The sequence below is a fragment of the Streptomyces sp. NPDC056987 genome (genome assembly GCF_042673865.1).
In the GTDB taxonomy this organism is placed as follows: domain Bacteria; phylum Actinomycetota; class Actinomycetes; order Streptomycetales; family Streptomycetaceae; genus Streptomyces.
The window spans coordinates 99,579-126,231 of record NZ_JBHURV010000029.1 but is presented as its reverse complement, the minus strand read 5'-3'; the positions used below and the strand labels follow the sequence as shown (position 1 = coordinate 126,231).

Annotated in this window: 26 protein-coding genes; 11 read left to right on the top strand and 15 right to left on the bottom strand. The window is 72.6% G+C overall.

Going from position 1 to position 26,653, the window contains the following annotated elements; translation table 11 throughout:
- Positions 1-74: 74 nt before the first annotated feature.
- The 11 genes from ACFTZC_RS29215 to ACFTZC_RS29165 form a co-directional block, all read right to left on the bottom strand.
- Positions 75-1,328: an SPFH domain-containing protein gene (locus ACFTZC_RS29215; RefSeq protein ID WP_382894713.1), complete on the bottom strand. Its 1,254-nt coding sequence runs from the start codon at positions 1,326-1,328 to the stop codon at positions 75-77.
- A gap of 85 nt (positions 1,329-1,413) precedes the next feature.
- Positions 1,414-1,635 (bottom strand): hypothetical protein, encoded by a 222-nt coding sequence (locus ACFTZC_RS29210; RefSeq protein ID WP_365816062.1) that lies wholly within the window; start codon positions 1,633-1,635, stop codon positions 1,414-1,416.
- Positions 1,636-1,919: 284 nt separating this feature from the next.
- Entirely contained in the window at positions 1,920-2,090 is a 171-nt protein-coding gene (locus ACFTZC_RS29205; protein ID WP_382894711.1) for a hypothetical protein, read from the bottom strand.
- Between the two features lie 365 nt (positions 2,091-2,455).
- Positions 2,456-3,268 (bottom strand): SAM-dependent methyltransferase, encoded by an 813-nt coding sequence (locus ACFTZC_RS29200; RefSeq protein ID WP_382894710.1) that lies wholly within the window; start codon positions 3,266-3,268, stop codon positions 2,456-2,458.
- 99 nt (positions 3,269-3,367) lie between these two features.
- The gene (locus ACFTZC_RS29195; protein ID WP_382894708.1) at positions 3,368-3,949 is read right to left on the bottom strand and encodes a TetR/AcrR family transcriptional regulator; all 582 of its coding nucleotides are present in this window, start codon (positions 3,947-3,949) and stop codon (positions 3,368-3,370) included.
- A 35-nt stretch (positions 3,950-3,984) separates the two neighbouring features.
- Positions 3,985-5,154 (bottom strand): pyridoxal phosphate-dependent aminotransferase, encoded by a 1,170-nt coding sequence (locus tag ACFTZC_RS29190; protein ID WP_382894706.1) that lies wholly within the window; start codon positions 5,152-5,154, stop codon positions 3,985-3,987.
- A gap of 26 nt (positions 5,155-5,180) precedes the next feature.
- Positions 5,181-5,975 carry an SDR family oxidoreductase gene (locus ACFTZC_RS29185; RefSeq protein ID WP_382894704.1) on the bottom strand — a complete coding sequence of 265 codons (795 nt, stop codon included), beginning with the start codon at positions 5,973-5,975 and terminating at the stop codon, positions 5,181-5,183.
- Between the two features lie 67 nt (positions 5,976-6,042).
- A complete protein-coding gene (locus tag ACFTZC_RS29180) occupies positions 6,043-7,047 on the bottom strand; it encodes a biotin-dependent carboxyltransferase family protein (RefSeq protein WP_382894702.1) in 1,005 nt (334 codons plus the stop codon).
- Positions 7,044-7,781 (bottom strand): allophanate hydrolase subunit 1, encoded by a 738-nt coding sequence (locus ACFTZC_RS29175; RefSeq protein WP_382894701.1) that lies wholly within the window; start codon positions 7,779-7,781, stop codon positions 7,044-7,046. Before ACFTZC_RS29175 ends, ACFTZC_RS29180 begins: the two co-directional genes overlap by 4 nt.
- A 20-nt stretch (positions 7,782-7,801) precedes the next feature.
- Positions 7,802-8,608, bottom strand: a complete 807-nt coding sequence (locus ACFTZC_RS29170; RefSeq protein ID WP_382894699.1) for a 5-oxoprolinase subunit PxpA — start codon at positions 8,606-8,608, stop codon at positions 7,802-7,804.
- A gap of 24 nt (positions 8,609-8,632) precedes the next feature.
- The gene (locus ACFTZC_RS29165) at positions 8,633-10,009 is read right to left on the bottom strand and encodes an MFS transporter (protein WP_382894697.1); all 1,377 of its coding nucleotides are present in this window, start codon (positions 10,007-10,009) and stop codon (positions 8,633-8,635) included.
- 685 nt (positions 10,010-10,694) lie between these two features.
- On the opposite strand from ACFTZC_RS29165, the gene ACFTZC_RS29160 reads away from it, so the two are divergent.
- On the top strand, positions 10,695-11,330 hold the full coding sequence (locus ACFTZC_RS29160) for an RraA family protein (protein ID WP_382894695.1): 636 nt from the start codon (positions 10,695-10,697) through the stop codon (positions 11,328-11,330).
- On the top strand, positions 11,327-12,469 hold the full coding sequence (locus tag ACFTZC_RS29155; protein WP_382894694.1) for a D-2-hydroxyacid dehydrogenase: 1,143 nt from the start codon (positions 11,327-11,329) through the stop codon (positions 12,467-12,469). The genes ACFTZC_RS29160 and ACFTZC_RS29155 overlap by 4 nt, the downstream gene beginning before the upstream one ends.
- Before the next feature lie 46 nt (positions 12,470-12,515).
- Here ACFTZC_RS29155 and ACFTZC_RS29150 read toward each other — a convergent pair whose 3' ends face one another.
- From ACFTZC_RS29150 to ACFTZC_RS29140, 3 genes are read right to left on the bottom strand one after another with little or no spacing between them, the layout of a single operon-like run.
- Entirely contained in the window at positions 12,516-13,169 is a 654-nt protein-coding gene (locus ACFTZC_RS29150; protein WP_382894692.1) for a response regulator, read from the bottom strand.
- A gap of 4 nt (positions 13,170-13,173) precedes the next feature.
- Positions 13,174-14,745 (bottom strand): sensor histidine kinase, encoded by a 1,572-nt coding sequence (locus ACFTZC_RS29145; RefSeq protein WP_382894690.1) that lies wholly within the window; start codon positions 14,743-14,745, stop codon positions 13,174-13,176.
- Between the two features lie 59 nt (positions 14,746-14,804).
- Entirely contained in the window at positions 14,805-16,022 is a 1,218-nt protein-coding gene (locus ACFTZC_RS29140) for a Clp protease N-terminal domain-containing protein (protein WP_382894688.1), read from the bottom strand.
- Between the two features lie 493 nt (positions 16,023-16,515).
- Between ACFTZC_RS29140 and ACFTZC_RS29135 the strand changes: the two genes are divergently transcribed.
- From ACFTZC_RS29135 to ACFTZC_RS29095, 9 genes are all read left to right on the top strand, one after another.
- Positions 16,516-16,812, top strand: coding sequence for an MSMEG_0570 family nitrogen starvation response protein (locus ACFTZC_RS29135; protein WP_365816078.1), 297 nt, complete (start codon positions 16,516-16,518; stop codon positions 16,810-16,812).
- Positions 16,809-18,119 (top strand): MSMEG_0569 family flavin-dependent oxidoreductase, encoded by a 1,311-nt coding sequence (locus ACFTZC_RS29130; protein ID WP_382894686.1) that lies wholly within the window; start codon positions 16,809-16,811, stop codon positions 18,117-18,119. The genes ACFTZC_RS29135 and ACFTZC_RS29130 overlap by 4 nt, the downstream gene beginning before the upstream one ends.
- 35 nt (positions 18,120-18,154) lie before the next feature.
- A complete protein-coding gene (locus ACFTZC_RS29125) occupies positions 18,155-18,970 on the top strand; it encodes an amidohydrolase family protein (RefSeq protein ID WP_382894684.1) in 816 nt (271 codons plus the stop codon).
- A 354-nt stretch (positions 18,971-19,324) separates the two neighbouring features.
- A complete protein-coding gene (locus ACFTZC_RS29120) occupies positions 19,325-19,849 on the top strand; it encodes an MSMEG_0572/Sll0783 family nitrogen starvation response protein (RefSeq protein WP_365816046.1) in 525 nt (174 codons plus the stop codon).
- A 52-nt stretch (positions 19,850-19,901) separates the two neighbouring features.
- The gene (locus tag ACFTZC_RS29115) at positions 19,902-20,975 is read left to right on the top strand and encodes an MSMEG_0568 family radical SAM protein (protein ID WP_382894682.1); all 1,074 of its coding nucleotides are present in this window, start codon (positions 19,902-19,904) and stop codon (positions 20,973-20,975) included.
- Positions 20,972-22,474 (top strand): MSMEG_0567/sll0787 family protein, encoded by a 1,503-nt coding sequence (locus ACFTZC_RS29110; RefSeq protein WP_382894680.1) that lies wholly within the window; start codon positions 20,972-20,974, stop codon positions 22,472-22,474. Before ACFTZC_RS29115 ends, ACFTZC_RS29110 begins: the two co-directional genes overlap by 4 nt.
- Entirely contained in the window at positions 22,471-23,511 is a 1,041-nt protein-coding gene (locus tag ACFTZC_RS29105) for a carbon-nitrogen hydrolase family protein (protein WP_382894678.1), read from the top strand. The genes ACFTZC_RS29110 and ACFTZC_RS29105 overlap by 4 nt, the downstream gene beginning before the upstream one ends.
- Before the next feature lie 52 nt (positions 23,512-23,563).
- A complete protein-coding gene (locus tag ACFTZC_RS29100; RefSeq protein WP_382894676.1) occupies positions 23,564-24,403 on the top strand; it encodes a carbon-nitrogen hydrolase family protein in 840 nt (279 codons plus the stop codon).
- Positions 24,400-25,503, top strand: a complete 1,104-nt coding sequence (locus ACFTZC_RS29095; RefSeq protein WP_382894675.1) for an MSMEG_0565 family glycosyltransferase — start codon at positions 24,400-24,402, stop codon at positions 25,501-25,503. Before ACFTZC_RS29100 ends, ACFTZC_RS29095 begins: the two co-directional genes overlap by 4 nt.
- Before the next feature lie 64 nt (positions 25,504-25,567).
- On the opposite strand, the gene ACFTZC_RS29090 is transcribed toward ACFTZC_RS29095, so the two are convergent.
- The coding region (locus tag ACFTZC_RS29090) for an ROK family protein (RefSeq protein WP_382894673.1) at positions 25,568-26,653 on the bottom strand (1,086 nt) is incomplete at its 5' end.

Sequence of the window (26,653 nt, the reverse complement as noted above, 5' to 3'; positions counted from 1 at the left end):
CAGCACCCGTACGGTGTGCACGTGCTGCGGGGCGTCAGGCTCCGGCCGCCGTCTCCGTCAGGGGCGCGGGCCCGTCACGCGCTCCCGCTCCGGTGCCGGGGCTCCTCGCGCCGGGTCTCGGTGACCCGGAGCGTGGGCTTCCCGCTCGGGCCCGGGGCCGCGCCCGGGGTCCGGGCGTCCTTGCCGTCCTTGGACGCGCCCTTCAGCGAGTCGAGGATGGCCATGCCCTGCCCGACCAGTCCGGCCGCCAGGTCGTTGACGCCGCCGGTGCCGTTGAGGACCGTCAGGTGGGCACCCGCCATGCCCCGGGCCGCCGCGTCGGCCAGCGCCGGCAGGTTCTCGACGGTGCGGTTGGCGGCGATGAGCTCCTGGTTGCCGTCCTTCAGCGACTCGGCGCGCGCGGTGTTCGCGTCGGCCTGGGCCTGGGCGAGGGTGCGCTCGCTGTACGCGGAGGCGTCCGCCTCGAACTTCACCCGGTCCCTGGCGGCCTCCGCCAGGGTGCGCTGACGGTACGCCTCGGCGTCCGCCGGGCGCCGAATCTCGGCCTCCAGCCGCTGCGCGGCCAGCTCGGCCTGACGCTGCGCCAGGGCCGTCTGCTGCTCGATGGTCTCCTGCGAGGCCCGCGCCTCGGCCAGCGGTCCCGCCTGCGCGGCGCGGGCGTTGACCTGCTCCGTCTCGGCATGGAAACCGGCCCGCTTGATCGCGGTGTCCCGTTCGTACTCGGCCTTCAGCGCGGCGGCCTGCTGCTCGCGCTCGCTCGCCTCCTGATCCGACTTGGCCCGGGCGATCCGCGCCTGGCCTGCGACGGCCGCCGCGTGCGGGGCGGCCAGGTTCTCGATGTAGCCGGTGGCGTCGTCGATCTCCTGGATCTGGAGGGCGTCGACGACGATGCCGAGCTTCTCCATCTCACTGTGGCTGCCCTGCTTGACCTCCTGGGCGACCCGGTCGCGCTCGCGGATGATCTGTTCCACCGTCAGTCCGCCGACGATGGAGCGGAGGTGACCGGCGAAGATCCGGCCCACCAGCTCCTCCATCCGGTCCTGTTCCGCCAGGAAGCGCCGGGCCGCGTTGGCGATCGACACGGTGTCGTCACCCACCTTGAACACGGCCACCGCACGGACGTTGAGCCGGATTCCCTGCTGGGTGACGCAGTCCTCGACGATCTCCGCCTCGCGGAGCGCCAGGGAGAGCATCCGTACCTTGTGCTTGACCGGCATCACGAAACTGCCGTGTCCCGTGACGATCCGGAACTGAGTGTCCTGCGCCTGCCGTTTGGAGCCGGAGATGAGCATCGCCTCGTTGGGCGCGGGAACATGCCAGAACAGCATGGTGTGCTCCTGTCGTACTGCGTGTACGCCGGTACCGCTGTGGTGCCGCCGCGCGTACGGCTTCCGCCGTGGTGGAGTGCGTCCTTCAGGAGGGGAGGAGTTCCACGATCACCGAGCGGGCCGAGATCGACTCGACGACGATCACCCGGCGGTCCTTGCCGATCGGACCGTCCGCCCAGGCCGCGTAGGCCTCGGAGCCGCCCCGTACGGCCACCAGCACCTCGCCGGGGCCGTTCGGCGGGATCGGGACGGTGACCCTGCCGATGGCCCCGACCGGGCTCTGTGAGAAGTCATCCGCCACGGACATACGTCGTTGCCGCGATCATGCCGACCACGCCTCCTGGAGGCCGCGCCTCCGACCTCGTACTTCATCGAGAACGCCCCCGGCGAAGCGGCCGACGGCGACATACCCTCGATATCTTCACAGTACTCCGGGGAGCGTCGGGGCACCGTCAGGCCGGTACGCCCCCGGGGCGACGCGCCCGAGCCGCCCCGCGCGGTGGCGCGGGGCGGCTCGGTGGTGCGGCGGCGGGCCCGTCACACGCCCCGTTCGTGACGGGGCCGGTCGTGACGCGACCCGGTCGTGACGGCTCAGTCGCGGCGCGCCGGCTCGGTGGGGAACCGCCGGTGCAGCCCGCTCCAGTCCAGCACGTGTTCCGCCTGCCGGGTCGTCTGGTGGGCCGCCTCGCGGGCTTCGCTGACGACGTCCCCGTGCTCGCGGAGAAGCTGGTCATAGATCGGAGGGTTCGATGCCACGTTCATGGTCTGTCAAGTTCTTCCGGTCGGCAATCGTCGGCCGCTGAACTCTACTTCGTAGGTGCCGAGACCGTCGCCCTCGACCATCCCCAGGAGCAGACCGCCCTCACGCAAGGTTGCGATAGGGCGAGTCACAGCAAGCGTTGACGAAACTTTCCCAAGCATTCCAAGCCGGTCGCCTTGCAATCAACGACCGATGCCATGTCGACATAGGAACAGGAAGTCGGTCTCGATCAGCCCTGGGGAGAATCTGGGGAGATTCGGCAGGAGCGGCTCTCCCCCGCCCTCGCCGTCCAGGGCCGGGGTGAAGGCCGGCCGCCGCAACGCGCCCGTTCGGCTGGGCAGTTGGCCATGGCGCGAGGCGCGGCGGGTCAGCTCTTGCGGGCGATGGCGCCGTACATCGCGATGTCACGGTCGTCCCTGGCCACTTGACCGACGTCCGGACGCCACTTGTGGACCTGGGTCACGCCCGGCTCGATCAGCTCCAGACCGTCGAAGAACGCGGTGGCCTCGGCCAGCGTACGGAGTTGCATGGGCATGCCGCGCTTCGCATACTCCTCGGCCACATGACCTACCTCCACCGGGGCGAAGTCGGCGGTGCCGATGGTCATCGCCAGGTAGCTGCCGGAGGGCAGCGGGTCGAGGAGGCGCTGGACGAGGCCGTGGTCGTCGTCGTCCGCCAGGATGAAGTGCAGGATCCCGATGATCATGAGACCGACCGGCTCGCGCAGGTTCAGCAGTTCCTGGAACTGGGGCGAGCCGATGATCGCGTCCGGGTCCCGCATGTCGGCGTCGATGTAGGCCGTACGGCCCTCGGGAGCACTGGTCAGCAGGGCGCGGGCGTGCGCGAGGACGATCGGGTCGTTGTCGACGTAGACGACCCGGGAGTCGGGCGCGACCGTCTGGACGACCTCGTGCATGTTGGGCTGGGTGGGCAGGCCCGTACCGATGTCCAGGAACTGCCTGATGCCCTTCTCCTCGGCCAGGTGACGGGCCGCGCGGTGCATGAACTCCCGGTTGGCCCGCATGTGGATGGGGAGCGCGGGCCACTCCCGGCACATCGAGTCGCCGGCCTCCTGGTCGACCTGGTAGTTGTCCTTGCCGCCCAGGATGTAGTCGTACACGCGCGCGGAGTGCGCCTCCCCGGTGTTGAAACGATCTTCTGGAGAGTTCTGCGGTGCCATCTTCGCTCCTCCCAGGTAGCGCGGCCGGCGCGACGCCGGGGCGCGCGTACCGGTACCGGTCCCGTCCCAAACTGAAGCCTTGGTCCAGAGCTTAGACGCTCAGTGATCTCGCGCCGCCGTGGACCAGCCGATCAGGGCGCCGCGCAGGGCCGCCACCAGCCGGGTCGCGGCCTCCTCCTCGGGGTGTCCGCTCTTGATGAGGTCGAGAATGTCCCGTGGGTCGAACAGGGCGTTCCACAGGAACAGGGCCTCGTCCCCGAGGTCCCCGAGCCCGAGTTCCTCGGTGGTCTGCCGCAGCGGCTCGGCCAGCGCCTCGGCCTGGGGCGCGAGATAGCCGGTGCCCTCACGCAGCCGTTCGAGATAGCCGCGGTGCGAGCGCATCTGCGCCATGGCGCCGCCGTGTTCGAGGACGAGCGACACCCAGTAGCGGGACACCTCCTCCAGCCTGGCCATGCCCCTGCTGGTCTGGCGCGCGCTGAAGTCGCGCAGCTCGGAACCGACTTGGGCACGGAAGGCGTGCAGGATCTCCTCGACGGAGGAGAAGTGCCGGTAGGCGGTCGCGGTGGACACCTCCGCGTGCTTGGCGATCTCGGCCAGACTGACCGGTGTCGGCGAGTTCTCGAACAGCAGCGCGGCGGCCTTGATGAGGTGCCTGCGGTTGCGCTCGGTGTCGCTGCGCATGGGACGACTCCCCCGTTGCGTGTGGGACGGCGGGTTCACCGGAGGGCGGAGAGGCCACGGGCCAGCCGGCGGACGCCCTCGGTGATGGACTCCGGGCTGGCAGCGTACGACAGCCGGAGGTGCCCCTCGCCCCGGGCGCCGAACTCGCTTCCCGGCCGGACGGCGACGCCGTGCGCGCGCAGCTCGGCGACGACGTGCGCCGAGGGCAGGTCGAGGTCGTACCGCGGGAACTGGTAGAACGCCCCCTCCGGCGCGCTCAGGGTGAGGCCGGGGACCGCGGCCAGTTCCGCGCGCATCAGCTCGCCGCGGCGTTCGTACGCGGCGCGCATCCTGGCGATGTCGTCGTCGCAGGTCCGCACCGCGACGAGGGCGGCGTCCTGGACGACCGTGTTCACCGACCCGTTGAAGGTGTTGTGGATCCGCGCGGACGCCTGGATGAGCGGCGAGGGGCCCCAGAGGTAGCCGACCCGCCAGCCGGTCATCGCGTAACTCTTGGAGAACGTCTGGCAGTAGACCGTACGGTCGCGCAGGCCGTCGACCGAGACCGTGGAGGTGAAGGGCCGGCCGGTGTGGTCGAGGTCGGCGTAGGCCTCGTCCGAGATGACGATCGTGTCCGTGCCCGCGAGCAGGCCGGCGAGCGCGTCGAGTTCCTCGCGGCCGTGCACGATCCCGGTCGGGTTGACCGGGTTGCAGAACACGAAGAGCTTCGCGCCCGCGAGGGCGTCGGCCAGCCGGTCGAGGTCCCAGTGCAGGTCCGGCGCGAGCGGGACGGGGACGACGACGCCTCCGGCCATGTGCACCAGGTCGGCGTAGAGGGAGTACGTGGGGTCGGGTACGACCACCTTGTCGCCGGGGTCGACGATCCCGAGGATCGACGCGGCGAGACCGGCGGTTCCGCCCTGGGTGATCAGGATGTCGGCGGCGGAGACCGGCGCCCCGGCGATGCCCGCGAGCTTCTCGGCGAGCGCCTCGCGCAACGCCGGCTCGCCGAGCAGCGGCGAGTAGTGGGTGCGTCCGGCGCGGATCGCGGCGTGGGCCGCCTCGACCACCTGCTCGGGGGTGTCGAAGTCGGGCTCGCCCATGGCGAGGGAGACGAGATCGCCGCCGGACTGCGGCTGCTGGGTCCGGCGGGAGGCGGCGGCGATCCGGGCGACGGCTCCGGCGGGCGTGAAGGCGGGCAGCGGGGTGGCGGTGGTGGACGGCATGCGCTCCTCCTGGAGGCGGGAGAGGGTCAGGCGTGGGGTGCGGCGCCGGCGGGAGCCCCCGCCCAGCGGCTGATCTCAAGGTCGGCGGAGGTGTCGCGCTGCCGGGTGGGGGCCACGACGATCTCCTGGAGCACGACCCGCTGGGGCAGCGTGACCGCGAGGCGGACGGCCTCCGCCACGTCCTCGGGGCGCAGCATGTGGGCGCGTTCCTCGGCGGCCGGCGGCCGGGCCCGGTGATCGAGGATGGGGGTGTCGGCCTCGCCGGGCAGTACGGTGACGGCCCGCAGCCCCTGGTTGCGGAAGGTGTTGTGCAGGAAGGTCATGAAGTTGCGGACACCGGCCTTGGCCGCGCCGTAGGCGGCCCCGCCGAGCAGGTTGGGGTTGACGGCGGCGAGCGAGGAGACCGTGACGATCGTCCCGGTGCCGCGGCCGAGCATGTCCGGGAGCACGGCCTGGGTGAGCTGGAAGACCGCCGTGAGGTTCACGTCGAGGACGTGGCGCCACTCGTCGTGCGGCAGCCACTGCGGGTTGAGCACGGACGAGGAACTTCCCGCGTTGTTGATCAGCACGTCGACCGGGCCGAGTTCGGCGTGGACGCGGTCGACGAGGCGCGCCACGTCGTCCGCGCGCGTGATGTCCGCCGCGATCGCGTGGGCGGTTCCGCCCTCGGTGTGGATCGTGTCCCGGACGTCGTCGAGCGCCTCCTGCCGGCGGCCGACGAGGACGACGGTGATGCCGTCCCGGGCGAGAAGCCGGGCGGTCTCCCGCCCCATTCCGCTGCCGGCTCCTGTGATGAGCGCGGTCCTGCCGGTCGACGTCACCGTTCCTCCTCCACAGAAGACATGAGATGCGCGATATGAGATGTGAATATCAAATGAGAATAGCTTCTCACCTGGTGGCGGACAAGGGCGCCGCGAAGCCGAGGGCCCCGAGCGCCCGGGCCACCGCGCGCTCCAGCGCCCGTACCTCGGCCTCCCGTTCCGCGTGGGCACGGAGCGAGGTTTCGCGGTCGACCCAGCGGAAGCGGAGCTCCCGGCCCGGTCCTGCCTGCCCCAGCAGCGGGAGCGAGGCCCGCGAGGCGACGCCCACGATCGGGTAACCGGCCGTCAGGCTCCGGTATCGGCCGAGGACGATGAGCTCGTCCGCGTGCGGGATCTGGAGGGCCCCGACCGGTACCCCGTGGGACACGATCTCGGTGTCGGTGTCGGGGTGGCGCACCGGCCCGTCGAGCCGCAGGCCGACGTGGTTGGAGCGGGCGGTGACGACATAAGGCGACGCCTCGATCACCTCGCGGACCCCGGGGATGGTGTGGATCCCGCCGCTCTCGACGACATCGATGTTCCAGGGCCCCTCCGGGCAGCGCAGGACCGGAACGGGGAGCCGGAACAGCGGCGGCCGGAAGACCCCGCGGCCGAAACCCCGGAACTCCGTCTCCAGCAGTACGTCCGTCCCTCTGCCGAGGAGCTGCCCGAACCCCATCCGCGCGTCCGGGGCGGCGCTGCCGAGGAAGACCGGCGCGGCGATCACGCCGTTCACGGCCAGATAGGCGCGGGCTCCCCGGGCGAGGTCGCAGCGGACCCTGATCTCGTGCCCGGCCGGCACCACCAGCGGCGTCCAGCTGTCGACCGGTATGTCGCCGACGGTCACCCGGGCGGGCGCGCCGGTCACCGCGACCAGGACGTCCCCGTCGGGCACGAGCGCCAGTTCGCCGCCGAGGTTCTCGATCAGCGTCGCGCCGCGCGCGTTGCCCACGAGGATGTTGGCGACCGCCGCGGAGTGCTGGTCGGCCGCCCCGCCGGTGGGCACACCGCGGCGCTCGGTGTCCCGGCGGCCGAGGTCCTGGAACGTCGTGACCCACCCCGTACCGGTGATGCCGAGGCCCACGGCCGTCATGTCCGTACCTCCACCGGCAGCAGGAACCCCGCGTCCAGCGCCGCCGCCTCGTCCCGGGTGACGGGGACGAACCGGACGAGGTCCCCGGTGCCGAACGAGACCGGGTCCGGGCGGGAGATGTCGACGATGGTGTGCGGGGTGCGCCCGACCACCCGCCAGCCGGTCGGGCCCGGGAACGGCTGGATGATCGCGTTGGTGCCCGCGATCATGATCGCTCCGGGCGCGACATCCGTACGCGGCTCGGCGCGCCGGCGTACCGGCCCCGGCACCTGGAGCCCGTCCATCATCGGAGCCATCGCCGCGCCGAGGAGGGAGATCGTGAACGTGGACTCCACGATGGCTGCGACCACTTGGGCCGGGGCCAGGCCCACCTCCTCGGCGACGGACGCCAGATCGGGTCCGGCCTCCTCGTCGAAGACGACCGGGACGGCGAACCGGTGGACCGGACGCGGCCGGGCCGGATCGCCGGCCGGTATCCGTTCCGCCAGGAGCCGGGCCGCGTACGCGATGTGCTGGAACGCCGTCTCCAGCGGGTCGAACTCGATGAGCAGCGACTCCAGTCCGGAGACGACGTCGAGCACTCCGTGTGGGCGGTCGGCGAGGAACCGGTCGCGGAAGGCGGTGACGGCGGCCCTGCGGACCGCCGGGTCGGCCTCGGGAACGGTCACCATCACCGCCGAGTCCCCGAAGGGTTCGACGGTGATCGCGACGGTGGCGAACTGTGCGGTGTCCATGGAGATCGCGCCCTCACCCCTCAACGGGTGAGCGCGGCCCCGGCCTTCTCGGCCAGGACGTCCCGCAGTCCCGTGGCACGGATGCCGTCCGCGTCGAGTGCGGCACGCAGCGCGGTGCCGTTCTCCAGCACTGTGGGGTGGTCGCCGTGCAGCAACAGCACATCGGCGTCGTGGCCGAGCGGCACGACGTTGCCGTTGACGGAGCGTACGGTGCCCTCCCGTACGACCTGGACGGCCCGCTCGCCGATGAGCGCGGGGTCGTGGACCAGACCCTGCTCGTGCGAGCGCGCCACGGGCATGCCGTCGTCGCCGTACCCGCGGTCGGCCAGGAACACGTAGCCGACCTTCAGGTCCCGCTTGCGCGACTCCTCGGCGAGCAGGCCGCGCTGACAGATGACGAGGTAGTCGGGGTTGTACGCGGCGACCGCGTCCGTGATGGCGCGGGCGTGTTTGGCGTCGGTCTGCGCGATCGAGCCCATGCGGCCGTGCGGGGCGACATGGCTGATCGTGCCGCCGTGGACCCGCGCGAAGGCGTCGAGCGCCCCGAGCTGGTAGAGGACGTCGGTACGGATCTCCTCCTCCGACGCCTCGATGAGCCGGCGGCCGAACCCGACGAGGTCGGGGTAGCCGGGGTGGGCGCCGAGTTCGATGCCGCGGGCCACGCACGCGGCGACCGTACGGTCGATGACACGCGGGTCACCGGCGTGGAAGCCGCAGGCGATGTTGGACGAGGTGACGAGGCCGAGCAGCGCGTCGTCGGCGCCGATCGTGTAGTTGCCGAAGCTCTCGCCGAGGTCGGCGACGACGGCTACCGAGTTGATTCCCATGGTGTCTCCCGGAGTTGGTGCGGTTCAGTGGGACGCGAGCGGTCGGCCCTTGGTCTCGCGCAGGAACGCGAGGGTGACCAGGGTGATCAGGGCGGTGACGATGGCGGCGAACGCGGGGATCAGGTTGGATCCGGTCGACTCGATCAGTGTGGTCATCAGGAGCGGGGCGCTGCCGCCGAAGATGATCGTCGAGATGCTGAACCCGATGCTGTACGCGGAGTAGCGCACGGTGGTCGGGAACAGCTCGGCGAGCACGGTGTGCACCACCGCCGCGTGGCCGGAGAACGCGATCGCGAGCACGGTGGTGCCGATGCACGCGAGGCCGAACTCGCCGGTCGTGATGAGCAGGAACATCGGGTAGGAGACCACGGCCGTCGCGACCGCGGAGAGGGTGAGCACCGGTTTGCGGCCGATACGGTCCGACAGCCGGGCCATGAGCGGGATACAGATCACGATGGCGATCAGACTGACCGCGGTGACCATGAGCGCCCGCAGCATCGGGAAGTTGTGCGCGCCGAGGGAGGTCTTCAGGTACGTCGGCATGTACACGAACAGCAGGTAGTAGCCGGGTCCGTTGAGCGCGGGGAGGAAGATCGTGAGCGCGATCGCCTTCAGGTGCCGCGGGTTGGTGAGCGCCGACTTCAGCGGGTTGCGTACGACGGTGTTCTGTTCGCGCAGCGCCGTGAAGTGCGGGGTCTCCTCCAGCTGGCGGCGGATGTAGAAGCCGATGTAGCCGAGCGGGACGGCGAGGAGGAACGGAACCCGCCAGGCCCAGGAGGTCATCGCGTCGTCGCCGAGTGTCGTGATGAGTACGGCGGAGAAGGCGCTGCCGAACATGAGGGCGACGAACGAGCCGACGGCGATGAAGCTCATCATGTAGTTGCGGCGCGCGTCCGGCGCGTACTCGCCGACGAAGGACATCGCGCCGGCCACCTCGCCGCCCGCCGAGAAGCCCTGGAGCACCCGGAGCAGGACCAGGAGGACGGGCGCGAAGACACCGATGACGGCGGAGGAGGGGATGAGGCCGATGGCCGCCGTCGCGGCGGAGATGAGCACCAGGAGGGTGGCCAGCAGGGATTTGCGGCCGATCCTGTCCCCGAGGTATCCGCAGATGACGCTGCCGAAGGGACGCGCGATGAAGCTGACCAGGAAGCCGACGTTGGTGAGGAAGAGCCCTCCGGCCTCGGCCTCGCCCATGATGTTGATCGCGAGATAGGTGACGAGCAGGCCGTAGATGCCGTAGTCGTACCACTCCACGAAGGAGCCGACCGCGCCGGCGACCGTGGCCTTGCGGACGACCTTGCCGTTCGCGGTGACGACGTCGGCCTCTGCCGGGGCGGAGTGAACCGACATGGTCCCGTGCCGGTCTGACGTCATGTCGAGCCGATCTGACGTTGTCATACGTTCACTTTCGGTGTCGCGGACTCCTGGAACGGTGTCCTGAGAATCGTGCGCTGAACGTGGTCGCAGTCGGCAGTCGCCCCTGCGCCGAGGCGTACGACCGGCGTTGCGCGTTCTCGTGGGTCTTCGTGGGTCCTCACGGGAAGGCGACGACGGTGTCTCGGCGGAGTGGTGCGGCTCGGCCCCCTCCGGGGACCCGTTCACCGGCTGGGGTTGGGGGGAGAGGTTCAGGGCGCGGGGCCGTGGAGAAGTGCCGGAGCCAAGTTGCGACTCGAATCGCGAATGAGAATAGATTCGCATTCCGGGAGCGGTCAAGGACTTGCGTTACCCCCTTGTCAACCTTGCGTTTCCGGCGGACTCCCACCCCGGCCACCAGGGGATCTTCCGGCACCGTCGCGGATTTTCCGACGGGCCGCCGGCCGCACCGTCGGCCGCACGGTCCCACCGAAGCACCACCCGACCCGGGGGGACACCTCCCTTCGACCCTTGCCTCGTGACACGGATGGATGCAGACTGTCCCCGGCGAAACGCGAAAGGTTTCGCACTTCATGGACCTGACGGGATACCCGACGGCCCCAGGGCCGTGCCCGGGCGCCGGGGCGCGCACCGGCACGGACGACATCCAGCTCCCGTACTGCCCCGCCTCCCCTCACCTCCCCACCATCCGCATCCGAAGGAGACCGTGATGCCCCAGGACAACGTGCGCGTACACACCGCGTGGGACCGCGTCGACCCCGCTGTGCTCGACCGGTTCCGCGAGCATTCCGTGGCCAACCTGGGTGACGCCCTCGACCGGCTGAACATCGCCGACGGGGGCATCACACCGATCTGGACCGGCGCCAGGGCCGTGGGCACCGCGCTCCCGGTGCTCACCGTCGCGGGCGACAACAAGGCCGTGATCGCCGCCCTGGAACACATCCGCCCCGGTGACATGGTGGTCGTCAACGCCTTCGGTTACGACGGCCGCGCCATCGTCGGCGACAACCTCGCCCAGCGGTTCGCGCTCTACGGCGCCGTCGGCGCGGTCGTCGACGGCTATGTGCGCGACGGCGCGATCATCGAGAAGCTCGGCGTCCCGGTCTTCGCGCGCGGGCTCACCCCCGCCGGCCCGTTCAAGAACGGGCCGGGCACGATCGGCGAAGCGGTCGCGATCGGTGGCGTCGTGGTGCATCCCGGGGACATCGTCGCCGCCGACGAGGACGGCGTCATCGTCATCCCGCCGCACCGCGCCGACGAGGCGCTCACGGCGGTCGAGGAGATCGTCGCCCGTGAGGCCGCGCTGGACGCCGAGGTCGCGGAGACGCGGAGCAGGCTCGCGTGAGTACGGCACGACAGCGGGCGGAGGACGGAGCGGAGGGCCGGGCGGAGGACCGGGCGGAGGACCGGCTCAGGGTCGTGGTCGCCGCACCGCTGTCCGAGGAGAACTGCGCGCGCGTCCGGGAGCTGGAGCCGCGGATCGACCTCGTCGTCGACCACACGCTCCTGCCCCCGATGCGCTGGCCCGCCGACTTCGCCGGTGATCCGTCGTGGCGGCGCACCCCCGCGCAGCAGCGTTCCTACGAGGCGGCCGTCGACTCGGCGGACGCCCTCTACGGCATCCCCGACGTGTCCCCGTCCGCCCTGGCCCGAACGGTCCGCGCCAACCCGCGGCTGCGCTGGGTGCACACGATGGCCGCGGGCGGCGGGAGCCAGGTCAGGGCCGCCGGGCTCGGCGACGACGAGCTCGACCGGGTCCGGTTCACCACCTCGGCCGGTGTGCACGGCGGGCCGCTCGCCGAGTTCGCCGTCCTCGGGGTGCTCGCGGGCGCCAAGGACCTGCCCCGCCTGGCCCGCCAGCAGCGCCGCCACGAGTGGAGCGGCCGCTGGACGATGCGGCAGGTGAGCGGGCAGACGGTGCTCGTGCTCGGCCTCGGGGGGATCGGCCGGGCCGTCGCGGCGAAACTGCACGCGCTGGGCGCGACCGTCATCGGCACGAGCAGGAGGTGCGCCGAAGTCAACGCCGGTACCGATGGCACCGATGTCGCCGGTGTCACCGGTGTCACCACCGTGGTGCGTCCCGACCGTATCGTCGAGGTGGCACCGGTGGTGGACGCCGTCGTGAACACACTCCCCGGCACCCCGGCGACCGAACACCTCCTCGGCGCGCGGTTCTTCGACGCCCTGCGCCCCGGGGCCACCGTCGTCAGCGTCGGCCGGGGAAGCGTCGTCGACGAGGCGGCCCTGGTCGCCGCGCTCGACTCCGGCCGGGTGGGTTTCGCCGCGCTGGACGTCTTCGAGACGGAGCCGCTGCCGGGCCACAGTCCGCTCTGGGACCACGAGCGGGTGCTGGTGAGCCCGCACACCGCCGCGCTCGACCCCGCGGAGGACCGGCTCATCGCCGAACTCTTCGCGGCCAACGCCACCCGGCTCCTGGACGGGCGGGAACTGCTCAACCGCGTGAACACCGTCGAGTTCTACTGACACCGGACCGCCGGCCCGGCATTTCGCACCTTCGGCGGCGTCCGTGTCAGCCCTCGGTGAGCAGTCCCGCGTCATGGGCGAGGACGGCGGCCTGGACGCGGTTGGCGCAGCCGGTGCGGGTCAGGATGCGGCTGATGTGGGCCTTGACCGTGCTCGCGCTCAGATGGAGCCGGTCGGCGATCTCGCCGTTCGAGAGGCCGGTGCCGAGCAGCCCCAGGACCTCGCGCTCCGCGGCGGTCAGCCCGTCGGTCCTGCGCAGGGCCGCCTCGGCCTCATGGCCGGACCGTACGTGCCGTTCCAGCAGTTGGCGGGTGATCCGGGGCGCCAGTACGGGCTCGCCGTCCGCGGCGAGCCGTACCGAACGGATCAGCTCGGCCGGGCCCGTGTCCTTGAGCAGGAAGCCGGTCGCGCCGACCCGCAGGGCGCGGGTGACACTCCGCTCCTCGCCGAAGGCCGTCAGCATCACCACGTGGGTACGGGGCGAGGTCCTGGCGATCTCCTCGGCGGCGGTGATGCCGTCCTTGCCGGGCATCTGGATGTCGAGGAGGGCCACGTCGATGTCCTGGCCCCGGCACGCGGCGACCGCCTCATGTCCGTCGGCGGCCTCCGCGGCCACCTCGACGTCCTCCGCGTTCGCCAGGATCAGCCGGATGCCGGCGCGCATCAGGGTCTCGTCGTCGGCGATGAGAACTCGGATCATCGCCTCATCTTAGGGCCGCCACCACCAGCAGGATCACGAGGAAGGCCACGGTGGGCAGGATGACCACCGCCGCCGCGCAGCCGGCGCCCAGCACCCGCGGCCAGGTCAGCACCGCGGCGGGGAGCGGAGGGTACGCCCCGGCCGCGCTCCGGTCCCCGGCTCCATCCCGGGCGTCCGCCGTACGCCCGGACCGGTCCGTACGTACGGGCTGTTCCGGGTGTACGGGCTGTTCCGGGCGTACGGGCTGTTCCGGGCGTACGGACTGTTCCGGCTGCGTGGGCAGCAGGGCCTCGACCCGGAACCCGCCGAAGGCGAGGGGGCCCGCGCCGAACGAGCCGCCGAGGAGCGAGATCCGTTCCTCAAGGCCGACCAGGCCGCTGCGGTTTCCCGGCCGGGGCGCGCGGGGCACCCGGGGCGCCTCGTTCGTCACGGAGACCGCGATCCGGCCGTCGGCGTGCCGTACCTCCACCCGGGTGGGCGCCCCGGAGGCGTGCTTGAGCGCGTTGGTCAGCGACTCGCGCACCAGGCGGTGCACCGCCTGGCGGGTCCGCGGGGCCGCGTCGGCCGTGTCGGCGCCCGACCAGTCGAGGGTGACCGCCATGCCCGCCTGCGCGGACTCGGCCACGACGGCGGCGATGTCGTCGTGGGTGCCCCGGCTGCCGCCGGGTTCCACGGTGGGGTCCTGGAGTTCCTCGCGCCGCAGCACCCCGAGGATCTCGCGCAGCTCCTCCATCGCCGTGCCCGCGGTGGTGCGCAGCAGTTCGGCCTGTCCGGCCAGTGGCGGCGCCTGCCGCGCCGCGGCCAGTTCGAGTGCTCCCGCGTGCACCGAGATCAGGCTCAGCTTGTGGCCGAGCAGATCGTGCATCTCCCCGGCGATCCGGTTCCGCTCCTCCATCCGCGCCGCCACCGCCGTCAGTGAACGGGCCTGCTCCAGATAGGCGTTGCGTTCCCGCAGCAGGCTGACGAGCGGCCGCCGCTGCCCGAGCAGGGTGCCGGCCAGTGTGGGGAGGACCAGCAGCAGCGCCACGGAGAGTGCGTTGCCCGCCACGATCTCGGGCCACGTCAGGGACTCGGTCATCGGGTCGTCGGCCGTCCGGCCGCCGGTCACCAGCACCACCGCCACGGGCAGGACGGCGGCCAGCGCGGAGGCCACGCCCGCGGCCTGCCAGGCGCGGCGCGGGGCGACGCGGCGGGTGGCGGACACCACGATCAGGGGCACCGCCGCCAGGATCCACACGCTGGAGCCGACGAGCAGCGGCGCCGTGGCGGCCACGGCGAGCGCGGGGTGGCGGTGCCGGCCGAGCACCAGCACGACCGTCCACAGCCCTTCCAGGGCGGCGAAGACCGGCCGGTCCTCGACCAGTTCCTCGGGCAGGTAGGTCAGGGGAATCAGCGCGAGGGCGGCGACCAGGACGCAGGCCAGCGCCTCGGTGACGACGGTACGGCGCGGGGCGGCGCGGAGGTCCGTCGCGCACTCCACCGCCTCGCGCCGGACGCCCTTCCACACCTTCCGCACGCCCCGCCGGGCACGCTCCCGTATCCGTGTCACCGGCACCCTTGCCTCGCTCCTCGTCATGCTTCTCCCCGGGACCGTAGCGTCCGCCGGACCGGCCGGGGGACGGCGGGTTCCCGCCCTCACGCGCCGGGGCTCGGGCTCAGCCGGGCCTTCAGTCCGGCCACGTCGACCCCGTCCGCGCGCAGCAGCCGGGCAGCCTCCCCCTCGTCGTCGGCGAGGAGGGCGGCCAGGAGGTGGACGGTTCCGGCCGTGGCTTCGCCGCGCTCGGCCACCGTGAGCTGGGTGACGGACCGGACGCGTTCGATGGCGGGCGAGCGCGGCACGTCGGTGGGGGCGGGGAAGGGGCCGGGGGCCGGGGCGGGGACGGCCGCCCGTGCCGCGCCGAGCAGGGAGACCGGCCGGACACCGTGCGTACGGAGCAGCTCCGCGCCCGCGTTGACGGCGGCGGTCGCCTCCGGGAACGAGCGGCCGGTGAGGGTGAGCGCCCGGTCCAGCGCCATGACGGCCAGCAGCAGGTCCACCGGCTCGATCACGCCGTGTCCGCGCCGTACAGTCTGGCGCTCGGCCTCCCCGAACACCGAGGTGATCATCCCGTCGCCGTCCGGGCCCATACGGAACATCCAGGACAGGAGGACGCGGGAGAGCCCGCCGCTCTCGCCCAGCACGCCCGTACCGCGCATCCCCTTGACACTCCGGGGCTCCGGGAAGTCCGGTTCCTTGGCGGCGCCCGCGTCCAGGGCGTCCAGTGCGGCGGAGACGGCGGCCTTGTCGATCCGCTCCAGCGTCATGGCCTCCAGCGCCCGGCTGTCGGTGAGTTCGAACAGGGCGCGGGCGATGTGCCGGCAGCGGACGCTGGGCGTTCCCTCGCGGCGGGCCAGCCGCAGGGCGCGCAGGAGGCAGGCGCGCAGCGCCCCGGACGGCTCGGGCGGGAGGGCGTCGGCCTCGGGGGCGGTGCCGCGCCCGGACTTGTGCGTGGCGAGCCAGGTGGCCTCGCGCCATACGGCGTCGGCCTCGGCCTCGTCACCGGGATGGGGCGGCAGGGGATCGGAGCCGGCGGCCGTGTCGTCGTGCACCCAGGGCCGGGGGTTGTCGGGGGAGGTGAGCGCCCCGATGATGCCGCCGAGCCCCCCGGCGTGGCGCCAGTTGGTGGCGACCGCCTCGCCCGCCGGCGTGTCGCCCATGACGAGTATGTGGACCAGGTGCTCGGTGCCGACGGTCCGGCTCTCGCACTTGGTGGCCTCGCGCACGGTCTCCGTGAGCAGGTCGATGACGTCGGCCTCGAACTCCGTGGGGTGGGCGGCGGCGTCGGGTACGGCGGGCGTCGGCTGCTCTGTCATCGGAAGGGATCCCCTCGGGTGCGGTGGCCGGCGGCCGGCGGTGCGGACCGGTGGCCGGGAGGCCGCGGTGCTCCGCGACCGGGTCTGGCACCGACGTTAGGGGCGGGCCCGGCCGCCGCGCGTCGGCCGACCGGCCATTTCCCTCGCCCGACCGGCCATCTCTCCCGGCCGACCGGCCACCTCCGCCGGGCCAACTGGCCATCTCCCCCGCCCGACCGGCCGTCCCCCTCGGTCAACTGGCCTTCCCCGCCGCCCGGCCTGACGGTGCCGGTCCCCCAACTCGGCGTTCCGCGCGCCCGGTCGGCGTCGCGACCGGGGCCGACCGGCGACGACCTCGGTTTTGCCTGAGAGACAAACAGGCTGTGAGGATTCCGTAACACGCCTTTATTCCGGATGATTCATTTCGGTAACTCCCTCTGGTTGAATGGGGGTTCGCAAGCAGCGGCGAGGTGACAAGACCTCGGCGCCTCGCCTGGAGGACCCCTTGCCTGAGATGTACGTCCGGGTGCGCTGGCCGGACGGTGAAATCCAGCGCTGTTACTCCCCTTCCACCGTCGTGGAGGAGTACTTCGCGGCGGGGGCCACGTACACCGTCCCCGACTTCGTCGAGCGGAGCCGGACGGCTCTGGGTATCGCGAGCGACCGGGTACGGGAGAAGTTCGGCTTCGCGTGCACCGCCGCCGCGGCCGAACTCGCCAGGATCGAGGGCATCGCCGCCACGTACCGCGCCGAACCACCGGCCCTGGTCACCGTGGAGGCGCTGCTGAACGCCGACGGGAGTGAGCGGTGACCCCGGAGGTGGACGGCGCGCACTATCCGGTGGCGGTCATAGGCGGCGGCCAGGCGGGGCTCTCGGTCAGCTACTGCCTGCGCGAGCGCGAGATCGACCACATAGTGATCGAGTCGCACCGCGTGGGCAACGAATGGCGTGCGCGGCGCTGGGACACGTTCTGTCTCGTGACCCCCAACTGGCAGTGCAAGCTGCCGGATTACCCGTACCAGGGGTCCGACCCGGACGGCTTCATGAGCCGGGACGAGATAGTGCAGTACCTGGAGGAGTACGTCGCCTTCTTCCGCCCGCCCCTGGTGGAGGGGGTGAAGGTCACCCGGCTGCGGCGCACCAAGGCCGGGATATTCGAACTCACCACGACCGCAGGTATCCTGACGGCCGACCAGGTCGTCGTGGCCACCGGTCCGTATCACACCACATCGGTGCCGCGGATGGCCGAGCGGCTGCCGGCCGCGATGCACCGGATCCACTCCTCGCAGTACCGCAACCCCGGGCAACTGCCCGACGGCGGTGTGCTGGTGGTGGGCACCGGGCAGTCCGGCTGCCAGATCGCGGAGGATCTGCATCTGGCGGGGCGGCAAGTCCATCTCTCCGTCGGCAGCGCCCCGCGCGTCGCCCGCTTCTACCGGGGCAGGGACTGCGTGGCGTGGCTGGACGACATGGGGCACTACTCCAGGACCATCGACGACTTCGACGACGCGGCCTCCGTACGGATGCGGGTCAACCACTACGTGACCGGCCGCGACGGCGGGCGCGACATCGATCTGCGGGCCTTCGCGCGGGACGGGATGCGGCTGTACGGGCGGCTCACCGGCGTGCGGGGGACGGTGCTCGACTTCGCGGACGACCTGAAGGTCAATCTCGACCGGGCCGACTCCGTGGCCGACTCCATCAAGGACTCCATCGACGCGCACATCGCGGCCCGGGGCATCGACGCGCCGGTCGAGGAGCGCTACGCACCGGTGTGGGAGCCCGCCGAGCAGCCCGCCTCCCTCGATCCGGCGGCGGCCGGGATCACCTCGGTGGTGTGGTCCACCGGCTTCTCCCGGGACCACCGGTGGATCGAGACCCCGGTCTTCGACGGGCGCGGCTACCCGATGCACCGGCGCGGTGTCACCAACTCCCCCGGCCTGTACTTCCTGGGGCTGCCCTGGCAGTTCACCTGGGGATCGGGACGGTTCGAATCGGTGGGCAGGGACGCGGAGTTCCTCGCGGACCACATCGAGGCGAGCCGCCGGCTCGCCGATGTGTGCGGCACCATCACCGGCGCGCCCACCACGCTCACCGCCGCGCTTCCCGTGGGCTGAGCGAAGACCACCGGAGCAAGGAAGGTCACCGGATCATGCTGCACGACGCACACCGTCATCTCGGTGTGCTCCCCCCGTACCCCTTCTACGGCGGGCCCCCCGTCAACCCCGACACCACGGCCCGTACCACGGTCAAGCAGCTCCTCGCCGATCTCGACGCCGAGGGTACGGAACGGGCCCTGGTCCTTCCCAACTACGGGGTGCCGGATCCCGATGTCGCCTTCTCCTTCAACGAGTTGGTGATCGAGGCCGCGCAGAGCGACGACCGGATCCGGGCCGGGCTGTGGGTCTCGCCCCGCCCGGAGGACGAGGAGCGCACCACGCGCGCCCTGGCGCTGGCCGGGGAGGACGGGGTGCGGGCGCTCAAGCTCAGCTTCCTGCTCGGCGGGCGCGCCACCGATCCCGCGTGCCGGCCGATGCTGGACCGGATCTTCCACGAGGCGGAGCGCCACGGTCTGGTGGTCCATGTCCACACCTCGCCGGGCGCGGCCTCCGACATCGACGAGGTCGGCCATCTCGTCGAGTGGTACGCCGACCGGGTGCCGGTCCACCTGGTGCACTTCGGCGGCGGCATGAGCGGCCACATCAAGCTGGTCGGCTCGCGCTTCTTCGACTGGATCGCCGCCGGCAAGCGCGTCTACACCGACCTCTCCTGGGCCATCGGCTTCGCACCGCTGTGGCTGGTCCGGGAGATCGAGCACCGCGGCATCGGCCACGACCGGGTGCTCTTCGCCAGTGACCAGCCGTGGGGCGACTTCGCGGGCGAACACGCCCGGCTGGCCGCCGCCGCGGGCGACGGCGAACTGGGCGGGCTGGTCTTCCGGGACACGTTCGCCGCGCTCTACGACTGAGGCCGCACTCTAAGACTGAGATTGAGGATGTGATGTGGTGAAGCCGCTATGGGGCTGACCCGCCGATTGGCTGATGTCTCGACCGTGCTGTTCGGTGTGTTCCGGCGGCGCGGCGCGCCGCCCGCCGACCCGCCCGCAAACCTGCCCGCCGTACCGCACGGCGGGCTCCACGCCGACCGGCACACCGGCCCGCGTGCCGAGGTGACGGCCCACGCGTACCGACCCGCCTCCGACGGCCCGACAGCCGCGGGAGCGTCCACCGATCCCCCGCCCCTCCACCTGCCCGCAGCTCCCTCCCCATCCCTGCCCCAGCCTTTACGCGCTCAACCTCCGTACCTGCCGAAGGAGACCCTCATGTCCGAGTCCACCGCCGAACTGACCGACGTCGAGCAGAAGTCGCTGTCGGAGATACCGCACCCCTCCCTCCCCGAGGGGTCCAGCATCTACGGTTCCACGAAGGTGTTCCCCGACTACCGGGCGGAGAACGGCGAGTCGTACTTCACGCTCGTCCACGGCATCGCCCACGAGTCCTCGGTGTCGTTCGTCGCCGTCCTCCAGGCCACCCGCGCGCTGCGCAAGGGCTTCGAGACCGCGATCTACTTCTACGGGCCCGGCTCGCTCAACTGTCTGGCCACGCGCGGCTTCCCGACGGTCGGCAACTCCGCCTTCCCCGGCGAGCACAACATCAACAACCAGCTCAAGACGTTCATCGCCGAGGGCGGCAAGGCGTACTGCTGCCGCTTCGGTCTCTCGCTCCACGGCGCTCGTGAGGAGGACCTGATCGAAGGTGTGATCCCCACCCATCCGCTGGATGTCCAGGACGCCCTGATCCACTACGCCCGCAAGGGCGCCATCATCAACTCCACCTACCAGCTCTGAGAGGCGCGCCATGAGCGTTGGCACCGAATCGACGGCGGTTGATGTACGGATCATGACTCGTGCCGAACTCGCCCTGCAAGGTGTGTCGTTGGAGGCGCCGGTGCGGCGGCCGGACGGCGCGGGACCAAGCGACGACGGTCACTTCCTGATCGGGCAAGGCCCCGTCGACGGTGCCGGCGCAGCGCTGCCGCGCAACCCCGACAGCCCCTACACCGTGCGCGACGGCCGGGTATGGCTCGGCGACGAGAACGGAGAACTCACCGACACCGGGCTGACGCTGACACCCGTCCAGCGGCCCCGGTTCTACGATCTGACGACGGCCGACGGCGTGTCGTACGAGCGGATAGCGCGGCTGCACGGCGCGGACGTCCTCGCGACGACCGTCGTGCAGACCTGTATCCGCTACGCCGAGTCCGACCGCTGCCGCTTCTGCACCATCGAGGAGTCGCTGCGCGCGGACGCGACCGTCGCCGCCAAGACCCCGGCGCAGCTCGCCGAGGTCGCCGAGGCCGCGGTACGGCTCGACGGGATCCGGCAGATGGTCATGACCACCGGCACCACCACGGGCCCCGACCGCGGCGCCCGCGTCCTGGTCCGGTCGGTCCGCGCCGTGCTGGCGGCGGTCCCGGATCTGCCCATCCAGGTGCAGTGCGAGCCGCCCGCCGACCTGGGCTGGATCCGCGCGCTGCACGACGCGGGGGCGACCGCCATCGGCATCCACGTCGAGTCGCTTGACGACGAGGTCCGGCGGCGCTGGATGCCCGGCAAGTCGACCGTGCCGATGGCGGAGTACGAGGCGGCCTGGGACGAGGCGGTCCGGGTCTTCGGGCGCAACCGGGTCTCCACGTACCTGCTGGTCGGTCTGGGCGAGGACCCCGACGAACTCATCGCGGGCGCGGGGTCGCTGATCGAGCGGGGCGTCTACCCGTTCGTGGTCCCCTTCCGTCCGATGAGCGGCACGCTCGCCGCGCGGGACGGGGTCGCCGCGCCCGACGCCGAGCTGCTGCGCCGGGTCACCGAGGGCGTCGCGGCGAAGCTGCGCGCCGCGGGCATGACCGGCGCCGACCAGGGGGCGGGGTGCGCGGCCTGCGGGGCGTGCAGCGTGCTCCGTACGGCGGGCGGATGAGCGGCGTGCTCTCCGAGGGGTACAGCCTCGACGGCGGAAGCGGCCGGAGCGGGGCGGACACCTCGGACGTACTCGGCGGGGGGATCGCGGCGGCCGACGGCCTCCCGCAGGACATCCTCGCGCTGCTCGGCGACCGCTCCACCCTGGCCAAACAGCCCGGGTTCCACATCGAACAGGCCGTGGCGGCGCCCGAGCTGGCGGCGTACCGGCGGCTGCGCCGGGCCGCCTTCGTCCATGAGCAGGGCCTCTTCGACGGCCATGACCTGGACGGCCGCGACGACGATCCCCGCACCCTCGTCCTCGTGGCGCGGGACCGGGAGACCGGCACGGTGCTCGGCGGGGTCCGGCTCGGTCCCGCCTCCGACGGACCCGACCTGGGCTGGTGGGCTGGCGGCCGGCTGGTGGTCGCCCGTGGCGCCCGCGGTCCGCTGGGGATCGGCGCCGCGCTGGTCCGGGCGGCGTGCGCGCGCGCCGAGGCGGAGGGCGCGCTGCGGTTCGAGGCGACCGTGCAGACCCGCAACGAGCCGCTGTTCGGGCGGCTCGGCTGGCGGCGGGTGCGCTCCGCCACGGTCGCCGGGGCGCCGCATGTGCTGATGCGGTGGCCGATCGGCCGGATCGCCGCGCGCACGGCGGCCACCAAGGCCGTGCTCGGCCCGCTGCTCGCCGGGGTACTGCCCGGCGGCGCGGGCTTCGTCGGCGACGACGGCGCGCCGGTGCCGGGTACGGAGACGATCGCCGCCTGTGACGCGATCGTGCCGTCCATGGTGGAGCGTGACCCGGAGTGGGCCGGCTGGTGCGCGGTGCTGGTCAACCTGAACGACCTCGCCGCGATGGGTGCCACCCCGGTCGGGCTGCTCGACGCGCTGGGCGCGCGGGACGCGGCGCACGCCGCCCGGGTGATCTCGGGACTGCGGCGGGCGGCCGACGCGTACGGTGTGCCGGTGCTCGGTGGGCACACCCAGCTCGGGGTGCCCGCGGCGCTGTCGGTGACGGCGCTCGGGGTGACGGACCGGCCCGTCCCGGGCGGTGGCGGGCGCCCCGGCCACGCCGTACGGCTGACGGTGGACCTCGGCGGCGGCTGGCGGCCCGGATACGCGGGCGGGCAGTGGGACTCGACGACGCGCCGGCGCCCGCACGAGCTGCGCGCGATGCTCCGCGCGGTGGCCGCCGCGCGCCCCGCCGCCGCCAAGGACGTGTCGATGGCGGGGATCGCCGGGACGCTCGGCATGCTCGCGGAGGCGAGCGGCTGCGGGGCCGTGCTCGACGTGGCGGCCGTGCCGCGCCCCGCCGGCGCCACGGCCGGTGACTGGCTGACCTGCTTCCCCGGCTTCGCGATGCTCACCGCGGACGCCCCGGGAGCGCCGCCGCTCTCCGCCGGTCCCGCGACGGGCGCGGTGTGCGGGGAGCTGACAGCGGGACAAGGTGTCGGACTGCGCTGGCCCGACGGAGAGATAACGGAGGCGGTCGCCGGTTCGGTGACCGGATTGGGGACCGCATGACCACGGACTACGCGAGTACACACCGGATGAGAACGGACGGCGGTCCGGACGGCGTGGGCCCGGACACCCCGGGCGCGCACCGCGCGAGCCCGTACCGCGCGGAGACGGACCTGCGGGGCACGCACCGTACGCGTACCGGAGCCGCCGGCTCGCGGGGCGGCGGCCCGCTGCGGATGGCCGCCGCGGCGGCGGCGTTCGGCCGGGACCTGGAGGAGGACTTCCGGATCGCCGAGCGGCTGATCAAGGAGGCGCGGAGCGAGGGCGTACGGCTGCTCGCGCTGCCCGAGGCGTGCCTCGGCGGCTATCTGCTCAGCCTGGACGGGGACGGCGCCGCCGACGGGGCCGCCGAAGGGGCCGAGGACGATCCGGGACCGCCGGCCCTGGCGCTCGACGGCCCCGAGATCCGCCGGCTCGCCTCGCTCGCCGGGGAGATGACCGTCGTCGCGGGCTACTGCGAGACCGACGGGGAGCAGCGCTACAACAGTGTGGTCTGCGTCAGCGGCGACGGGGTGCTCGGCAACCACCGCAAGGTGCACCAGCCGCTCAACGAGGACGCCAGCTACTCCTCCGGCGGCCGGTTCCACGCCTTCGACACCCCGGTCGGCCGGATCGGCATGATGATCTGTTACGACAAGGCGTTCCCGGAGTCGGCGCGCACCCTGGCGCTGGACGGCGCCGAGATCGCCGTCTGTGTCTCCGCCTGGCCGGGGGCGCGCACGCAGGCCGCGACGGATCTCGCCCAGGACCGCTGGAAGCGCCGGTTCGACCTCTTCGACCGGGCCCGTGCGCTGGAGAACCAGATCGTGTGGCTCTCCGCCAACCAGTCGGGCACCTTCGGCTCGCTGCGTTTCGTCGCCAGCGCCAAGGTCGTGGACCCGGGCGGCGAGATCGTCGCCGACACCGGGGTGACGGCCGGCCTGGCGGTGGCGGAGCTCGATGTGGCCCGCGCGCTGGAGGTCGCCCGCCGCTCCATGGGGCACCTGCGTGACCGGCGGCCGGAGACATATCCGTACAGTCTGGGGACCGGCAGAACGTGACGGTGGAACCCGAAGGCCGTCCGCGGCGCGGACGAAGAACGATGAGAGAACCATGAGCACCATCAGGATCGCGGCAGTGGCCGCCCATTTCGGCCGCGACCTGGAGTTCGACCTCGCGCGCATCGCCACGCTGATCAAGAAGGCCCGCAAGGAGGGCGCCGGGCTGCTGGTGCTGCCCGACGCCGCGCTCGGCGGCTATCTCGCCGATCTGCGCGATCCCGACCCGGGCGCGCTGCCGCCCGCGCTCGACCCCGACGACCCGCTGATCCACCGGGTCGCCGCGCTCGCCGCCGAGATGGTGGTCTGTGTCGGCTACTGCGAGGACGCCGGCGGCGCCGGCCGGTACAACGCAGCCGTCTGCGTCAGCGGGGACGGGGTGCTCGGCCGCCACCGCAAGGTGCATCTGCCGGCCGGCGAGGTCACCGCATACCTTCCCGGCGACCGGTTCGACGCGTTCGACACGCCGGTCGGCCGGATCGGCATGCTCATCGACTACGACAAGACCTTCCCCGAGTCCGCGCGGTCGCTGGCGCTGGACGGCGCACAGGTCCTGGCCTGTCTGTCGGCGTGGCCCACCAGCCTCACCAACAGCGCGCCGCGCATGACCCACGACCGGCAGGCGAAGCTCTTCGACCTGTACGACCAGGCGCGGGCGGCCGAGAACCAGGTCGTCCTCGCCTCCTCCAACCAGACCGGCGCCATGGGCGGCATGCGCTTCCTCGGCCAGGCGAAGGTGGTGGGACCGGGCGGCGACGTGCTCGCCCGTACCTGGTCCAAGGCGGGGCTGGCCATCGCCGAGACCGACCTCGCCGCCGAACTCGACCGCGCCCGCCGGGTCCTGCACCACCTCGGCGAACGGCGCCCCGACGCCTACCGGGAGACCGCCCCGTGAAGATCGCCCTGCTCAGCTACTCGACCAAGCCGCGCGGCGGCGTCGTGCACACCCTGGCGCTGGCGGAGGCGCTGGCCGCCGCCGGGGAGGACGTCACCGTCTGGTCGCTGGGGCGCGGTGGCGACTCCGGGTTCTTCCGCCCGGTGGACCCGTCCGTCCGGGTGCGGATCGTGCCGTTCCCCGACGGGCCGCCCGGCGAGAGCGTCGGCGCCCGCGTGCTGCGTTCGATCGAGACGCTGGGGGCCGCCTTCGCGGCGACGGGCGCCGGGGCGTACGACATCGTGCACGCGCAGGACTGCATCAGCGCCAACGCGGTCGGCCGGTGTGTGCGGACGGTCCACCACATCGACCACTTCACCACGCCCGAGCTGGCCGCCTGCCACGAGCGTGCCCTGGTCGAACCGTACGCGCACGTCTGCGTCTCGCGGACGGTCGCCGACGAGCTCGCGGACGGCTGGTCCCTCCCCGCGCGGGTCATCGCGAACGGCGTCGCGTACGAGCGCTTCGCGGGCACGGAGCCGGCGGCGCGGGACCGCTGGAAGAACCGGCTCGGCCGGTACGTGCTGACCGTCGGCGGCATCGAGCCGCGCAAGGGGTCGCTGGACCTGCTGGAGGCGTACGGGACGCTGCGCGCCCGGCACCCCGGGGTGAAACTGGTGATCGCCGGCGGCGAGACGCTCTTCGACTACCGGGACTACCGGGCCCGCTGGGAGGCGCGCGCGGCGGAGCTGGGGGTCGAGCCCGTCGTCCTCGGCGCGGTCCCCGACGACGAACTGCCCGCGCTGGTGGCCGCCGCCGACGCCTTCGCCTTTCCGTCGGTGAAGGAGGGGTTCGGACTCGCCGCGATGGAGGCGCTGGCCGCGGGGGTCCCCCTCGTCGTACGCGATCTCCCGGTGCTGCGCGAGGTGTTCGACTCGGCGGCGCGCTTCGCGGGCACCCCGGAGGAGCTCGCCGCGGAGCTGGGGCGCGCGCTCACCGAGCCGGATCCGGCCCGGCGCGCGGCGGGCCGCGAGCTGGCCGCGCGCCACACGTGGCGGGAGGCGGCGCGGCTCCATGTCGAGCTGTACCGGTCGCTGGCGGGGGTGCGGGGCGCGGTCTGAGCCGGGCCGGTCGGGCGCCGGGGACCGTTAAGGCGGCGTCGGGGCCGTTACGCCGGCGCCACGCTCAGGAGTCGCCGCCGTAGGCGAGTTCGCTCGCCAGGAGGGCCGCGCCGACGACCCCGGCGCGCGGGCCGAGTTCGGACATGACGATCGGCAGATTGCCGGTGGCCAGCGGCAGTGAGCGCTGGTAGACGACGCTGCGGATCTCCGCGAGCAGCAGATAGCCGAGCCCGGAGAGCCCGCCGCCGATGACGATCATCGACGGGTTCATGAAGCTGACGAGGGTGGCGAGGACCTGTCCGACGCGGTGGCCGCCGGTCCTGATGAGGTTGACGCAGGCGTTGTCCCCGCCGACGGCGCACTCCGCGACGTCGACGGCGGTCAGCGTCCCCTGGGCCGCGAGCCGTTCGGCGAGGGCCGGGGACTGACCGGAGCGGGCGGCCTCGGTGGCGTCCCTGGCGAGCGCGACCCCGCCGAAGTACGCCTCCAGGCAGCCGGTGTTGCCGCAGGTGCAGACGGGGCCTTCCGCCTCGACCTGGATGTGGCCGATGTCGCCCGCGCACCCCTCGGCGCCCCGGTAGATACGGCCGTGGTGCTGCAGCCCCGAGCCGATCCCGCTGCCGATCTTGACGAAGAGCAGATGGTCGACGGACCGGGCGACCCCGCTGTGCCGCTCCCCGAGGGCCATCACGTTGACGTCGTTGTCGACGACCACGGGGCAGCCGTGCTCGCGGGCGAGGGTGTCGCGTACGGGGAAGCGGTTCCAGCCCACCATGATCGGCGGGGAGACGGGGACGCCCTCCCGGAAGCTGACCGGTCCCGGGAGGCCGATGCCGATGGCGTCGAGCCGGTCGCAGTGGCCCTGCGCGGCCAGCTTGTGCAGGAGTTCGCTGATCCGGTTCAGCACGGCGACCGGGCCCGAGCGGATGTCGGCGGCCTCGGAGTAGGAGGCCACCGGTTCCAGTTCGCCGTTGGTGATCTCGATGTCGAGCGAGCTGGCGCCCAGGTCCACGGCGGCGAACCGGAGTCCGGGGTCGAGCTGCACCAGCGTGGAGCGGCGGCCGCCGCGCGACGCCGCCGGGCCCGCCTCCAGCACCGTGCCGGCGGCGAGCATACGGTCGAGCTCGGCGAGGAACCGTGGACGCGGCAC